At 75.6% G+C, this 14173-nt stretch carries 15 protein-coding genes; 12 read left to right on the plus strand and 3 right to left on the minus strand.

The features are described 5' to 3' along the window. Positions 1–81 precede the first annotated feature (81 nt). Positions 82–1041, plus strand: a complete 960-nt coding sequence (locus NLX85_RS11240; RefSeq protein ID WP_254334322.1) for an asparaginase — start codon at positions 82–84, stop codon at positions 1039–1041. Between the two features lie 12 nt (positions 1042–1053). Here NLX85_RS11240 and NLX85_RS11245 read toward each other — a convergent pair whose 3' ends face one another. Beyond that, positions 1054–1851 carry an alpha/beta fold hydrolase gene (locus tag NLX85_RS11245; RefSeq protein WP_254334325.1) on the minus strand — a complete coding sequence of 266 codons (798 nt, stop codon included), beginning with the start codon at positions 1849–1851 and terminating at the stop codon, positions 1054–1056. 111 nt (positions 1852–1962) lie between these two features. Between NLX85_RS11245 and NLX85_RS11250 the strand changes: the two genes are divergently transcribed. The 5 genes from NLX85_RS11250 (at position 1963) to NLX85_RS11270 (ending at position 5310) form a co-directional block, all read left to right on the plus strand. Further along, positions 1963–2577 carry a helix-turn-helix domain-containing protein gene (locus NLX85_RS11250; RefSeq protein ID WP_212831617.1) on the plus strand — a complete coding sequence of 205 codons (615 nt, stop codon included), beginning with the start codon at positions 1963–1965 and terminating at the stop codon, positions 2575–2577. After that, entirely contained in the window at positions 2574–3284 is a 711-nt protein-coding gene (locus NLX85_RS11255) for a hypothetical protein (RefSeq protein ID WP_254334327.1), read from the plus strand. The genes NLX85_RS11250 and NLX85_RS11255 overlap by 4 nt, the downstream gene beginning before the upstream one ends. Positions 3285–3356: 72 nt before the next feature. After that, positions 3357–3677: a DUF2516 family protein gene (locus NLX85_RS11260; protein ID WP_254334328.1), complete on the plus strand. Its 321-nt coding sequence runs from the start codon at positions 3357–3359 to the stop codon at positions 3675–3677. Beyond that, entirely contained in the window at positions 3674–4561 is an 888-nt protein-coding gene (locus tag NLX85_RS11265) for an alpha/beta fold hydrolase (protein ID WP_254334329.1), read from the plus strand. Before NLX85_RS11260 ends, NLX85_RS11265 begins: the two co-directional genes overlap by 4 nt. A gap of 11 nt (positions 4562–4572) precedes the next feature. Beyond that, a complete protein-coding gene (locus tag NLX85_RS11270; RefSeq protein ID WP_254334330.1) occupies positions 4573–5310 on the plus strand; it encodes an alanyl-tRNA editing protein in 738 nt (245 codons plus the stop codon). Positions 5311–5334: 24 nt separating this feature from the next. Here NLX85_RS11270 and NLX85_RS11275 read toward each other — a convergent pair whose 3' ends face one another. Next, complete coding sequence (locus NLX85_RS11275; protein WP_254334331.1) at positions 5335–6057, minus strand: DNA polymerase beta superfamily protein; 723 nt, start codon at positions 6055–6057, stop codon at positions 5335–5337. Between the two features lie 77 nt (positions 6058–6134). Between NLX85_RS11275 and NLX85_RS11280 the strand changes: the two genes are divergently transcribed. Further along, the gene (locus NLX85_RS11280) at positions 6135–7049 is read left to right on the plus strand and encodes an SDR family oxidoreductase (protein ID WP_091317497.1); all 915 of its coding nucleotides are present in this window, start codon (positions 6135–6137) and stop codon (positions 7047–7049) included. On the opposite strand, the gene NLX85_RS11285 is transcribed toward NLX85_RS11280, so the two are convergent. Beyond that, positions 7040–8059 (minus strand): YafY family protein, encoded by a 1020-nt coding sequence (locus NLX85_RS11285; protein WP_254334332.1) that lies wholly within the window; start codon positions 8057–8059, stop codon positions 7040–7042. The genes NLX85_RS11280 and NLX85_RS11285 overlap by 10 nt on opposite strands. Positions 8060–8161: 102 nt before the next feature. On the opposite strand from NLX85_RS11285, the gene NLX85_RS11290 reads away from it, so the two are divergent. From NLX85_RS11290 to NLX85_RS11310, 5 genes are all read left to right on the plus strand, one after another. Continuing rightward, on the plus strand, positions 8162–8905 hold the full coding sequence (locus tag NLX85_RS11290) for an ABC transporter ATP-binding protein (protein ID WP_254334333.1): 744 nt from the start codon (positions 8162–8164) through the stop codon (positions 8903–8905). Beyond that, positions 8902–11436 carry an ABC transporter permease gene (locus tag NLX85_RS11295; protein WP_254334336.1) on the plus strand — a complete coding sequence of 845 codons (2535 nt, stop codon included), beginning with the start codon at positions 8902–8904 and terminating at the stop codon, positions 11434–11436. Before NLX85_RS11290 ends, NLX85_RS11295 begins: the two co-directional genes overlap by 4 nt. A gap of 62 nt (positions 11437–11498) precedes the next feature. Continuing rightward, positions 11499–12722 (plus strand): sensor domain-containing protein, encoded by a 1224-nt coding sequence (locus tag NLX85_RS11300; RefSeq protein WP_254334337.1) that lies wholly within the window; start codon positions 11499–11501, stop codon positions 12720–12722. Beyond that, complete coding sequence (locus NLX85_RS11305) at positions 12710–13354, plus strand: response regulator transcription factor (RefSeq protein ID WP_254334338.1); 645 nt, start codon at positions 12710–12712, stop codon at positions 13352–13354. Before NLX85_RS11300 ends, NLX85_RS11305 begins: the two co-directional genes overlap by 13 nt. Before the next feature lie 24 nt (positions 13355–13378). Continuing rightward, positions 13379–14173 (plus strand): EI24 domain-containing protein, encoded by a 795-nt coding sequence (locus NLX85_RS11310; protein WP_254334340.1) that lies wholly within the window; start codon positions 13379–13381, stop codon positions 14171–14173.

Consider the following 14173-nt stretch of genomic DNA (forward strand, 5'->3'; position numbering starts at 1 on the left):
CGGCACCCCTGTACGCCGGCGGCCGACGTCGCTGGTCACCCCGGTGCCGGGCCCTCCGGGCCCCTCGGTACCGTCCACTCCGTGGGAAAGACGTACGAGGGCGGCGTGCCGCTCGCCGAGGTGGTCCGGTCCGGGTTCGTGGAGGGCGTCCACCGTGGTTCCGTGGTGGTGCTCGACGCCGCCGGCACGGCGGTGTCCGGGGCGGGTGACGTCACCTCGCCGATCTTCCCCCGCTCGTCCAACAAGCCGATGCAGGCGATCGGGATGCTCCGGGCCGGCCTGCCGCTGACCGACCCGGCCGACGTGGCGCTGGCCTCGGCGAGTCACGCCGGCGAGGAGTTCCACGTCGAGCGGGTCACCGCCCTGCTGCGCGGCGCCGGCCTGACCGAGGAGGCGCTGCACTGCCCGCCGGACCTTCCGGTCGGCGAGGCGGCCCGGGAGGCGGTGCTGCGCGCCGGGGGCGGGCCGACCCGGACGCTGATGAACTGCTCCGGCAAGCACACCGCGATGCTGCTCACCTGCCTGGCCGCCGGGTGGCCGCTGGACGGCTACTGGCGCCCCGAGCACCCGCTCCAGCAGCGGCTCACCGCCGCGATCGAGGAGTTCACCGGGGAGAAGGCGGCGGCCGTCGGGGTGGACGGCTGCGGCGCGCCGGTGCTCGCCGTCTCGCTGACCGGGCTGGCGCGCGCCTTCCTGCGGCTGGTCTCCGCCGAGCCGGGCACCGTCGAGCGGACCGTGGCCGACGCGATGCGCGCGTACCCGGAGCTGGTCGGGGGCACCCAGGCCGACGACACCCGGCTCATGCGGGGCGTACCCGGGCTGCTGGCCAAGGTCGGCGCGGAAGGCGTGATCGCGGCGGCGGTGCCGGGGGTCGGCGCGGTCGCCCTCAAGATCGACGACGGCGCCGGCCGCCCCCGGATGCCGGTGCTGGTCTCAGCGCTGCGCCGGTTGGGGGTCGAGGCACCGGTGCTGACCGAGTACGCCGAGATCCCCCTGCTGGGCGGCGGCCTCCCGGTGGGCGCGGTCCGCCCGGTCTGGTAGCCGGGCGGCGGATCAGCGGAGGAAGTCGAGCAGCGCGGCGTTGACCGGTTCGGGGCGCTCCAGCGGGAGCAGGTGGCCGGCGTCGGGCACGTCCGGCAGCCGCGTGCCCTGCGGCGCCTCGGCGGCGATCCGGTCGGCCAGCCGGCGGATGTCGGCCAGGTCGTCCGCGCCCGAGGCCGTAAGCACCGGCATCCGCAGCTCGGCCAGCCGGTCGATCGCCGGCGGGTCGAGCTCGCCGGCCTCGACCGCGCTGAGCGCCTGCTCGGCGGCGAGTGCCCGGCGGTCCATCTCCTCGGCGAACCGGATCAGCTCCGGGTCGACGTCGGCGGGCTGGCGGGTCGGGCCGACCACCCAGAACCGCACCTCGCCGGCCGCGGTCGCGGCGAAGTCCTCCGGGTCCACGTCGCCGACCAGCTCCTCCCAGAGCCGCTCGGTCTCCTCGGACCACTCGTTGCCGGAGGCCGGGGCGCCGAAGAGGGCCAGCGCGGCCACCCGGTCCGGGTACGCCAGCGCCGTGTCCACCGCGACCTTGCCGCCGAACGAGCAGCCCACCAGGGCGGCCTGCGGGAGGCCCAGCGCGTCGAGCAGCCCGATCACGTCGTCGTGGTGCGCGAACGGGGTGGGTGGCAGCTCGGAGTCGCCGTAGCCGCGCAGGTCGACGGCGACGACCCGGTGCCGGGCGGCGAGCGCGGGCAGCTGGTGCCGCCACATCCGCCGGTCGGCGATGCCGGCGTGCAGCAGCACCACCGGGGTGCCGCTACCGGCCTCGTCGTACGCGAGCTGGGCGCCGTTGACCTCGATCTTGACCACGGAGGCACCGTACGGACCCGACTTCCGGCGCGCAACCGGCTATAGGTGACCTCGCTAACTCTGGCTAGCACTTTGCTTGCAGCAGCTAGCACCGCGAGCTAGCGTGGAGTCATGGCCACCAGCAAGGACCTTCCCGACGTCGGCGGGTTCATTCGCGACCTGCGCCGCAACGCGAAGATCTCGCTGCGCCAGCTCGCCGAGCAGGCCGGCGTCAGCAACCCGTACCTGAGCCAGATCGAGCGCGGCCTGCGCAAGCCGAGCGCCGAGGTGCTCCAGCAGCTCGCCAGCGCCCTGCGTGTCTCCACCCCGGCCATGTACCTGCGGGCCGGGCTGCTGGACGACAAGGAGGGGCAGGGCGTGCTCGCGGCGATCGCCGTCGACCCCGAGCTGACCATGGCCCAGAAGCAGTCGCTCACCCAGATCTACGAGACGTTCCGCCGGGAGAACGCGCGCCTCGCCGAGGCGACGGCCGCGGCCCAGGCGGCCACGGAACCGGAGGCCCCGGCCACCGAGCCGGCCACCGCGCCCGAGGCCCCGGCCACCGTCGCGCCGGCCGCGACCGGCCCCACGACGCCGGACGGCACCCCGACCGAGGCGGTCCTCGAGTCGGTCGCCGTCACGGAGGCGGGCACGGCGCCCGCCCCGACCACCGCCGTCCCCCAGAAGAAGACCGCCCGCACGGTGGTCCGGAAGGCCGCCGGTGCGGCCGAAGAGGAGCAGTCATGACCCAGCCGAAGACCAACCGCATCCCCGCCCCCGTCTACGCCGCCGCCGGCGCCGGTGAGCTGGCCCTCCAGCAGCTGCGCAAGCTCCCCACCGTGGTCAGCGACCTCGGCACCCGGGTCGTCGCCGACCTCGGTGGCAAGGCCGTCGTCACCGGCTTCGAGCTGCGCCAGAAGGCCACCGAGACGCTGAAGACCGCCAACCTGACCGCCACCGGGCTGCGGGAGAAGGCCGGCTCGGGCGACCTCGACCTCGACAAGCTGCGCGAGGCCGCCAACCTGGACAAGCTCCGGGAGGCCGCCAACCTCGACAAGCTGCGCGAGGCCGCCGGCCGCAACGCCGCCGCCGTGCTGGCCGGCGCCCAGGCCGCGCAGGAGCGCGCCCTGGCCGCGTACGCCGAGCTGGTCGCCCGCGGTGAGCGGGTCGTCGGCGCGGGCGTGCTGGAGGCCGCCGACACGGTGAACGCCGACATCGAGGCGACCGAGGCCGACACCACCCCGGCCGCTCCGGCCACCGTGCCCGCGCCGGCCGCCGCCGCGCCGGTCGAGGTGCCCACCCCGGCCGAGGTGGCCGAGGTCGTCGAGGCCCAGCCCGCCGCCGTGAAGCGGACCCGGGCGAAGGCCACCACCGCCAAGGCGACCGCCACCAAGGCCACCCCCTCGGCGAAGCTGCCGAAGACCACGAAGCGGACCCGCCCGGCCGCCGAGTGAGTCGAGCCTGGACCGAGACCCCGGACGGCGTCCTGTCGGACGTTTCCGGGGTCTCGGCATAAGCTTGCCGACATGGCCTACGCCGCGCCGCTCTTCTACCTCGAAGTCCGCTACGTGATCGAGCTGATCCTGCTCGTCTTCGCCCTGGTCATCGAGGCCGTCTCCCTGGTGCACGCGATCACCCAGCGATCCGACGCCTTCGCGGCCATCGGCACCCTCCCCAAGGGTGGCTGGATCGCCATCCTGCTGGTCTGCATGCTGCTCACCCTGCTCGGTGTCGGCGGCGGCGTGATCAGCATCTTCGGTCTGATCGGTGTCGCCGCGGCGCTGATCTACCTGCTGGACGTCCGGGTCGGGCTCCGCGACCTGCACGACGGCAAGGGCTTCTGGTGAGAGGCTTCCGCTGGCCACCGCCGCCGGACGGCGGCCCCCGCACCTGGGGCCCGGGCCCCGGCGCGCCCCGCACCGGCCGCCCGGCCCTGCCCGAGCCGGAGACCGAGCTGGTCACCACCCCGCACGGCGTGCGCCTGGAGCGGCTGGTCACCGGCACCGGTGACCCGGTCACCGTGTTCGCGCACGGGCTGGGCAACGGCATCGCCACCACCCGCCCGTTCGGCAGCGGGGTCACCGGCCGGCGGCTCTTCTTCCAGTTCCGCGGGCACGGCCGCTCCGACTCGCCGCCCGGTCCGTGGAGCTACCTCGACCTGGCCCGTGACCTCCGGGCCGTCGCCGACCTCGGCGGCGCCACCCGGGCCTTCGGGGCCAGCCTCGGCGCCGGCGCGCTCTGCCGGCTGCTCGTCGAGAGCCCGGAACGCTTCGAGAAGCTGGTCTTCTTCCTGCCGGCCGTGCTGGACACCCCGCGCGGCGAGGTGGCCCGCACCCGGCTCACCGACCTGCTCGACGCCGTGGCCGACGGGGACGCCTCGGCGCTGGCCGACGTGGTGTCGCTGGAGCTGCCGCCCTCGGTCCGCAACACCCCGGCCGGCTGGGCCTACCTGCGGCAGCGGCTCGACCAGCTGCTCCGCGACGGGCTCGCGCCGGGCCTGGCCGGCCTGCCCGAGCAGGCCCCGGTGCGCGACGTCGCTGCGCTCGCCGCGGTCACCGCGCCGGCCCTGGTGATCGGCTGCGCGGGCGACGACCTGCACCCGGTGGCCGTCGCCGAGCAGTTGGCCGCCGCGCTGCCCGGGGCCACCCTGCACGTGTACGACCGGCCCGGCGTGCTCTGGACGGAACGCGCCGACCTGCGGGAGCGGATCTCGACGTTCCTCAACGGGTAACGTCGGCGGTCATGGGCGTCACACACCACGGCCGCACGCACCGACTCGACCTCGCCGACCCCACCCTGCGGGAGTGGCAGTGCACGGTGCTCGCGGCCGATCCCGAGCAGGGCATCGTGCTGGACCGGTCGGCCTTCTACCCGGGCGGCGGCGGGCAGCCGCCGGACCACGGGGTGCTGCTCTGGCAGGGGGTGCAGACCCGGATCGTGGGCACCCGCAAGGGCGACGACCTCTGGCTCGTCCCGGCCGAGGGTGACCCGGTGCCGCCGGTCGGCACCGCCGTCACCGGCGCGGTCGAGGACACCCGGCGGACCATGCTGATGCGCACCCACTCCGGCCTGCACGTGCTCTGCGGCGTGGTGTTCCGCGACTTCGGCGCGCTGGTCACCGGCGGCAACATGGAACCGGGCGAGGCCCGGATGGACTTCAACCTCCCCGAGGTGCCGCCGGACTTCAAGGCCCGGATCGAGGACCTGGTCAACGCCGAGGTGTCCGCGGACCGGTCGGTCGCCGTCCGGGTGCTGCCCCGGGCGGAGGCGCTGGCCCTGCCGGACATCATCCGTACCCAGTCCAACCTGATCCCGCCGGAGGAGCAGGAGGTGCGGATCGTCGATATCGTCGGGCTGGACGTGCAGGCCGACGGCGGCACCCACGTCGCCTCCACCGCCCAGATCGGCAAGGTCCAGGTGGTCAAGGTGGAGAGCAAGGGCCGCGCCAACCGCCGGGTGCGCGTGCGCCTGGTCGACTGAGGCCGGTCGGGCGCGCAGGGCGGTTCAGCGCGGCAGGTGCGCCGCCCGGACGTCGAGCAGCCACCGCTCCACGGTCTCCTCGTCCGGGCGCTCCGGCAGCGGGGTGCGGATCCGGGCGAAGTCCCGCTCGGCCGCCGCCACCAGCTCCTCCGCCTCGGCCAGCGCGCCACCGGCCACCCGCTCGCCGAACGCCCGGAACCACTCCGGGTCGGCCAGCCGGATCTCCAGCACGCCTGTCGCGTAGAGCACCCGGCCCTGATGCAGCAGCCGGGCCAGGTGCCGGGCGTGCTTGGCCGACCGGCGCCGGCCGCCGACGTGCGACGACTCCAGCTCGGCGCGTCCTGCGCCGCGCCCCGACCTGGAGCCGTCGGAATCGCGGCTGGTCAGCTTGCGGAACTGCTGGCTGGCGTAGCCGAGGTACGCGTCCCGGACCCGGGGCCCGCTGAGGAACGCCGCGCGGATGCCGATGAGCCGGTCCCCGAACCCGGTGCGGGTCTCGTAGCACTCCTCGGGCAGCCACATCAGCTCGGTGGCGGTCGGGTTCCCGCTCAGCGCGAGGCGGGCGTACTTCGCGCACTCGTGCAGGGTCACGTCGGGATCCGTCGTCACCACGGACTCCCGGGGCGGGTGCAGGCCGTGGAAGGCGACCGTGGGCGCGGCGAAGACGCCGATCCGGTCCACGTCCGAGTCCGGCCCGGCCAGCCCGTACGCGACGGAGCCGACGATCCCGGAGAGCAACAGGTGCATGCGGGCCATGATGGCCGATCCGGATCGCTTCGGAAAACCGGACTTCGGCCGTCAGGTATCGGTGTCACGGTGGTGGCATGACCACACCGCTGACAGGGAAGATCGCGCTCGTCGCCGGCGCGACCCGGGGCGCCGGCCGGCAGATCGCCGTCCAGCTCGGCGCCGCCGGCGCCACCGTCTACGCCACCGGCCGTTCCACCCGCGCCCGCCGCTCCGAGATGGACCGGCCGGAGACCATCGAGGAGACCGCCGAACTGGTGACCGCCGCGGGCGGCACCGGCATCGCCGTCGCCGTCGACCACCTCGACCCCGAACAGGTCCGCGGCCTCGTCGCGCGGATCGATGCCGAGCAGGGCCGCCTCGACGTGCTGGTCAACGACATCTGGGGCGCCGATCCGCTGATCACCTGGGAGAAGCCGGTCTGGGAGCAGCCCCTCGACGCCGGCTTCCGCACCCTCCGGCTGGCCGTCGACACCCACATCATCACCAGCCACTTCGCGCTGCCACTGCTGATCCGCAACCCCGGGGGGCTGGTCGTGGAGATCGGCGACGGGACCAAGGAGTACAACGACACCGAGTACCGGCTCTCGGTCTTCTACGACCTGGCCAAGGTCTCGGTGAACCGGCTCGCCTTCAGCCAGGCGCACGAACTCGCCCCGCACGGGGCCACGGCGGTCGCGCTCACCCCCGGCTGGCTGCGCTCGGAGGCGATGCTGGAGCACTTCGGCGTCACCGAGGCCAACTGGCGCGACGGCGCGGCGAAGGATCCGCACTTCGTCATGTCGGAGACGCCGGCCCTCGTGGGGCGCGCGGTGGCCGCCCTGGCCGCCGACCCCGACCGGGCCCGCTGGAACGGGAAGTCCGTGGACAGCGGCGGGCTGGCCCAGGTGTACGGCTTCACCGACCTCGACGGCACCCGCCCGCACTGGGCGCGCTACTACGAGGAGGTGGTCCGGCCCGGCAAGCCGGCGAACGACACCGGCTACCGCTGACCGGCGTCCGGCGCGGCCGCGCCGCCGGCGTCGTCCGGGTCGTCGGCGTAGAGCGCGGCCGCGCGGCGGGCCGCCGCCGCGCAGCGGGCCCGCAGCTCGGGCGGGTCGAGCACCTCCACCTCGGGGCCGAGCGCCAGCAGTTGGGCGTACGCCACCTCGACCGACTCGACGGGCAGCCGGAGCACCACCCGGCCCTGCCCGTCGGGCCGGCCGGCGGCGGCGACCGCCTCGGCGTGGACGAACGGCGCGTCGACGAGGTGCCGCAGCGCGCGCAGTCCGGCCGGGCTGAGCCGGACGGTGACCTCGGCCCGGAGCAGGTCGCGCAGGAACGCCTCGGCCTGCTCCCGCCAGTACGCCCCGAGGTCGAAGCCCTCGTCCCGCGCGAAGCCCTCCGCGCCCACCTCCACGCCGACCACCCGGTCCACCCGGTACGTCCGCCACCCGTCGCCGACCCGCCCGACCAGGTACCAGACGCTGTTCTTCAGCACCAGCCCGTACGGCGCGACGACGCGGGTCACCTCGCGGTCACCGCGCCGGTAGCGCAGCTCGACCAGCCGGTCCCGCCACACCGCCCGGGCCAGTTCGGCCAGCCACGGGGGCGGGCCGGCCTCCCGGAACCAGCCCGGCACGTCCAGGTGGAACCGCTGGCCGGTCCGCGCCGGCGCGTCCCGCAGGCTCGGCGGCAGCGCGGCGAGCACCTTCAGCTCGGCGGCGGCAACGGCGTCGGCCAGCCCCATGTCGCCGGCCGGCCCGGGCAGCCCGGCCAGGAAGAGCGCCTCCGCCTCGTCCCGGGTCAGCCCGGTCAGCCGGGTGCGGTAGCCGCCGAGCAGGCGGTAGCCGCCGGCGCGGCCCCGGTCGGCGTACACCGGCACCCCGGCCGCCGAGAGCGCCAGCACGTCCCGGTAGACGGTGCGCTCGGAGACCTCCAGCTCGCGGGCCAGCTCGGCCGCGGTCATCGTCTCCCGCGCCTGGAGCAGCAGCACCAACGAGATCAGCCGGGACGCACGCACCCGCCCATCCTGCCCCGCCTCCGCCGCGGTAGGGCTGTCCCCACCCCGGAGATACGAGGTGGCCGTGTGTTGCCGGGACCGCCCGGTGACGAGGCTGAGGACATGCGAATTCACGGAGCTGGCGGGCCGGTCGTCGAACTGGTCGATGTGGTGCGGAGCTATGCCGGCGGCAGCGGAACGCCCGCGCTGGCCGGTGTCACGGTCGCCTTCGGGGCCGGGACGTTCAACGCGGTCATGGGACCGTCGGGGTCGGGGAAGTCCACCCTGCTGCAGTGCGCCGCCGGTCTGGACCGCCCGGACGGGGGGCGGGTCCGGCTCGCCGGGCAGGAGCTCGGGACGCTGCGCGAGCCGAAGCTCACCCAGGCCCGCCGCCGACGGGTGGGCTTCGTGTTCCAGTCGTACAACCTGATGGACTCCCTGTCGGTGTGGCAGAACGTGCTTCTGCCGCAGCGGCTCGCCGGTACCCGGCCCGATCGGGCGTGGGCCCGTGAGGTGCTGCACCGGGTCGGCCTGGCCGGGCGGGAGGACGACCGGCCCGGGCAGCTCTCCGGCGGGCAGCGGCAGCGGGTCGCGCTCGCCCGGGCGCTCGCCGCCCGACCGGAGGTGATCTTCGCCGACGAGCCGACCGGAGCCCTCGACCTCGGCGCCGGCCGGGAGGTGCTCGCGCTGCTGCGCGAGGCGGTGGACGACCTGCGTACCGCGGTGGTGATGGTGACCCACGACCCGGCGGCGGCCGCGTGGGCCGACCGGGTCGTCTTCCTCGCGGACGGCCGGGTGGTCAGCGAACTGGCCCAGCCGACGGTGGAGACCGTGGCCGCGCGGATGACGGCGGTGACGGCCGCATGATCCGCCTCGCGATCGGAACGCTGCGCCGCCACCGGGGCGCCTACCTGGGCACCTTCCTCGCCGCGCTGCTCGCCGTGGCACTGCTGGCCGGGGCCGGCCTGCTGCTCTTCTCGGTGCTCACCGCGACCCCGCCGGCCGACCGGTTCGAGGCCGCCACGGCGGTCGTCTCCGGCGCCCGCGACGTCACCCTCACCACGACGAGGGAGAAGCACAAGAAGGGCAGGACCAAGACGAAGACCAAGACGAAGACCGAACGGCTCAGCGGTGCGGGGACGCTTCCCGCGGACCTCGCGCCCCGGCTGGCCGAGCTGCCCGGGGTGGCCCGGGTCGTCCCGGACGCCGCCTTCCCCGTCGAGCTGACCACCGCCGCCGGGCCGGTGCGCGGCGCCGACGCCGCCCCGGTGATCGGGCACGGCTGGTCGTCGGCCGCGCTCACCCCGTACCGGCTGCGTGCCGGGCACCCGCCGGCGGCCGGCGAGGCGGTCGTGGACGCCGACCTCGCCGCCCGCGGCGGCCTCACGGTCGGGGACGAGCTCCGGATCACCACCCGCACGGGAGTACGCGGCCTGCGGCTGGCCGGCATCGCCGCCCCCGCCGGGCGGGAGGCGCTGCCCGCCCAGGGCGCGCTCTTCCTGGCCGACGGTGAGGTGGCCACGGTCTCCGGCTTGGCCGGACCCACCGCCGTCGCGGTGCTGGCCGCGCCGGGAGCCGACCGGACGGCGCTGCTCGCGGCGGTCCGGTCCCGCGCCGGGGACGCACCGGTGCTGACCGGGCCGGACCGGGTCCGCGCCGACCTGCCCGGGGCGCTGCCCGACTACATCGGACCGATCTCCGTCTTCGGCTTCACCATCGGCATCACCGCCTTCGCCGCGATCTTCGTGCTCACCGGCACGGTGGCGCTCGGGGTCCGGCAGCGGCTGCGCGAACTGGCGCTGCTGCGCACCATCGGGGCGACCCCGCGCCAGCTCCGTCGGCTGCTCGGGGTGGAGAGCCTGGTCCTCGCCGCCGTCGCCGCGCTGCCGGGGCTGCCGCTCGGCGTGCTCGTCGCGCACCTGGTGGCGGCCCGGTTCCGGCACCTCGGGGTGGTGCCGGCGCAGTTCACCGTGCGGGTCAACCCGGTGGTGCTGTTGCTCGCCGGGTTTGCCGGGGCGCTCGTCACCCTGGTCGCCGCGCGATTCGCCGGCCGCCGGGCGGTCCGGATCGCGCCGGCCCAGGCGCTCACCGAGACCGCCGTCGCCCCGCGCGGCGGGATGCTGGCGCGGTCCGCCATCGCCCTCGTCGCCGCGGGCGGCGCGGTCGCCGTGCTGACCTTCGTGCCGCTCGGCGGTCCGTTCGGCATGGGCATGACCTTCATCTCGTCGGCGCTGCTGCTCTGCACGGTCGCCGCGCTCGGCCCGCTGCTGGTCCGCCTGGTCACCGCGGTGCCACGACGGCTCAGCGCCGGTACCGGAGCCGCCGGCTGGCTGGCCGCCGCCACCACCCGCGCGGAGGTCCGCCGCACCGCCGCGGTGGCCGTGCCGCTGGTGCTGATGTTCGCGATCAACGCGCCGCTGCTGCTCAACGGCGAGTTGCTCACCCGGCTGGCGGGCGACCAGCAGTCGGCGCGGCTCGCCGGGGCCACCACCCTGGTGACCGGCGCGACCGGCCTGCCGCTCGACACCGCGGCGCGGGTGGCCGCACTGCCCGGCGTCACCGGGGCGGTGGCGACCGTGCCCACCCGCGTGGTGCTCGCCCGGGGTGGCAAGCCCCAGGACTACGCCGCGCAGGGCCTGCTGCGGACCGGCGCGGACGGCGCTCTCGACCTGGCCGTCGAGGCCGGCGCGCTGGCCGGGGACGGGACGTTCGCAGCCAGCGCCGACCTGGCCGATGCATACGGCTGGCGGCTCGGCGACGAGGTGCCGCTCTGGCTTCCCGACGGGGAGCGGGTGGTCCTGCGGCTCTCGGCCCGCTACACCCGGCACCGCGGGTTCGGCGAGCTGACCCTGCCGGCCGGCCTGGTCGCCGCCCACGATCCGCACGGTCTGGTGACCATGGTCGCCTTGCGGCACTCCGACGGCGCGGTGACCGACCGGATCCGGCAGCGCTGGCCCGACCTGCGGGTGCTGCCGACCGCGGCGGCGACCCGTACCGACGACGGCAACCAGCAGGGCGCGTGGGAACTGCTCGTGGTGGTCTCGCTGGGCTTCGCCGCGATCGCCGTGGTGAACACGTTCGCCATCTCGGCGGCCGCCCGCCGGCGGGAGTTCACCGACCTGCGGCTGGCGGGCGCCACCGCCCGGCAGGTGCACCGCCTGGTGGACCGGGAGGCGCTGATCACGGTCACGGCCGGGCTGGTCCTCGGGGTTGCGGTCACCAGCGCGGTGCTCGTCCCGTTCAGCGTCGCTCAGGACGGGGTGTTCCGGCTGGTGGTGGCCCCTGCGACGTACCTGGTCCTGCTCGCCGGGGTGGCCGGGCTGGGGCTGGCCGGCGGCGCCCTCCCGGTTCGGCTCGTGCTCCGGCGCCGCGACCTGCCGGCCCTCGGGGACCGGTGACCGTACGCCCCCGGGCCGCCGCCGGCACGTCGGCGGTGGCCCGGACCGCTACGATCCGCCGGGTGACGACGGCGACCGCCCGGAGCGTGGCGTACCTGGCGGCCGGGATCCTGGCCGGTGCCGCCGGATTCGCCTGGACGGTGGCGGCGCTGGTCACCGTCGGCCTGCTCTCGGTGACCCAGCTCGGCGGCCCGGCGTTCCTCGGCGCGGCCTGGGTGACCCGCCGGCTCGCCACCGCCGAGCGGCACCGGGCCGGATGGGTTCTCGGCCGGCCGCTGGACGAGCCGTACGAGCCGGCCGCGCCCGGGACGGTACGCGAGCGGGTCGCCGCCGTCGCCCGGCAGCCGGCCAGCTGGCGGGACCTGGCCTGGCTGGTGGTGTGCTTCCCGGTCGGTCTGGTCACCGGCGTGGCGGGGACGGTGCTGGCCGCCGTGCCGGTGGCTGCCGTCCTCGCGCCCGGATGGCTCTGGGCGGTGCCGAACGGGAACGCGCCGTGGCCGCTGCGGCCGCTGCTCACCACCACGCCGGGCCGGTTCGCGCTCGCCGCGATCGGGCTCCTGGTGCTTCCGGTGGCGGCCTGGCTGCTCCGGGTGCTGGCGCGGGGCGTGGCATCCGGCGCGCGGGCCCTGCTGGCGCCGGGCGCGCACCTGCGTCTCGTCCGCGAGGCGGCCCGGCTCGCCGAGACCCGCGCGCGGGTCGTCGACGCGCAGGCCGCCGAGCTGCGGCGGATCGAGCGCGACCTGCACGACGGTGCACAGGCCCGGATCGTGGCGGCCGGCATGACCCTGGCCCTGGCCGCCCGGAAGATGCGGGCCGGCGGGCCGGCGGTGTCCGACGTGGACCTGGCCCGGTCCCAGCTCGACGAGGCACTGGCGGAACTCCGTCGGCTGGTCCGAGGGATCCATCCGCCGATCCTCACCGACCGGGGCCTGCACGCCGCCCTCGCCGCCCTGGCCGCCGACAGTCCGCTCGACGTCAGGTTGTGCGGCGATCCGGACGCACGCCATCCGGCGGCCGTGGAGTCGGCGGCCTACTTCGTGGTGGCGGAAGGGCTGGCGAACGCCGCCAAGCACGCCGACGCGTCCCGCTGCACGATCGCCCTGGTCCCCGGCACGGGCACGCTGACGGTGAGCCTGACCGACGACGGGAAAGGCGGCGCCGACCTCGCGGGCAGCGGGCTGGACGGGCTACGCCGCCGCGTCGAGGCGCTGGACGGCGCGTTGACCCTCACCAGTCCACCGGGCGGTCCCACCGTCCTCCACGCGGAGCTGCCATGCGCATCGTGATCGCCGAAGACCTGCTGCTCCTCCGCGACGGGTTGGTGCGACTGCTCACCGACACCGGGCACGAGGTGGTGGCCGCGGTCGACAATGCCGACGAACTGCTCGACGCGGTCGAGCGGCACCGGCCCGACCTGTCCCTGGTGGACGTCCGGCTACCGCCCGGCTTCCGGGACGAGGGGTTGCGCGCCGCGCTCCGGCTGCGGGCCGACGGGCGGGACGCCCGGGTGCTGATCCTGTCGCAGTACGTCGAGCGGGCGTACGCCGCCGAACTTCTCGCCGACGGTCGGGGCGGGGTGGGTTACCTGCTCAAGGACCGGGTGACCGCGCTGGACGACTTCCTGGACGCGGTGGACCGGGTGGCGACCGGCGGGACGGTGATGGATCCGGAGGTGGTGCGCCAGCTCTTCACGCGCAACAGCCGACGGTCCGGCGTGGACGCGTTGACCCCGCGGGAACGTGAGGTGCTGGGGCTGATGGCGCAGGGGATGTCGAACTCGGCGATCTGCGCGGCCCTGGTGCTCGCCCCGGTGAGCGTCGAGAAGCACATCACCAACATCTTCGCCAAGCTCGACCTGCCACCGGCCGACGACGCGCACCGTCGGGTCCGGGCCGTGCTCGCGTATCTCAACGGGTGACCCGCCGGACTAGGCTCTCCGGTCGTGGACGCACCCCGCCTCGCCGCGCCCGTGGCCGGCGCCGTCACCCGATTCCTCGCCGGCGCCGGCCTGCTGCTGCGCGGCCTCGGCCTCTACGTCCGCAGCCCGGGGCTGATGCTGCTCGGGATCGTGCCGGCGCTGATCTCCGGCGTGCTCTTCGTGGCCCTGTTCGCCACCCTGCTGTACTTCGTGGACGACCTGGCCGCGCTGGTCACGCCGTTCGCGGACGACTGGTCGGGGACCTGGCGGAGCCTGATCCGGGTGGCGGCCGGCCTGGCTGTCGTCGGGCTGGCCGGCCTGCTCGGGGTGCTCACCTTCACGGCGGTCACGCTGGCCGTCGGCGACCCGTTCTACGAGAAGATCTCCGAGCGGGTCGAGGAGCGTCTCGGCGGCACGCCCGGCGCCGTCGACGTGCCGTTCTGGGCCTCGCTGCGGCGCAGCATCCGGGACTCGGTGCGCCTGGTGGCCATCTCCGCGCTGGTGGGCGTACCCCTCTTCGTGGCCGGCTTCATCCCGCTGGTCGGGCAGACGGTGGTCCCGGTGGTCGGCGCCCTGGTGGGCGGCTGGTTCCTCGCCCTGGAGCTGGTCGGCGCGCCGTTCTACCGGCGCGGCATGCGCCTGCCGGAGCGGCGGTCGTTGCTCAAGGCGGACCGGCCGACCACCCTGGGCTTCGGGGTGGCGGTCTTCCTCTGCTTCCTGATCCCGCTCGGCGCGGTGCTGGTCATGCCGGCCGCCGTCGCCGGCGCCACCCTGCTGGCCCGCCGGTCGCTCGGGCAGTCCGTCGTCGAGGAGGCGTGA

The sequence above is a fragment of the Micromonospora sp. A3M-1-15 genome (assembly GCF_024213425.1).
Classification (GTDB): Bacteria; Actinomycetota; Actinomycetes; order Mycobacteriales; family Micromonosporaceae; genus Micromonospora; species Micromonospora chersina.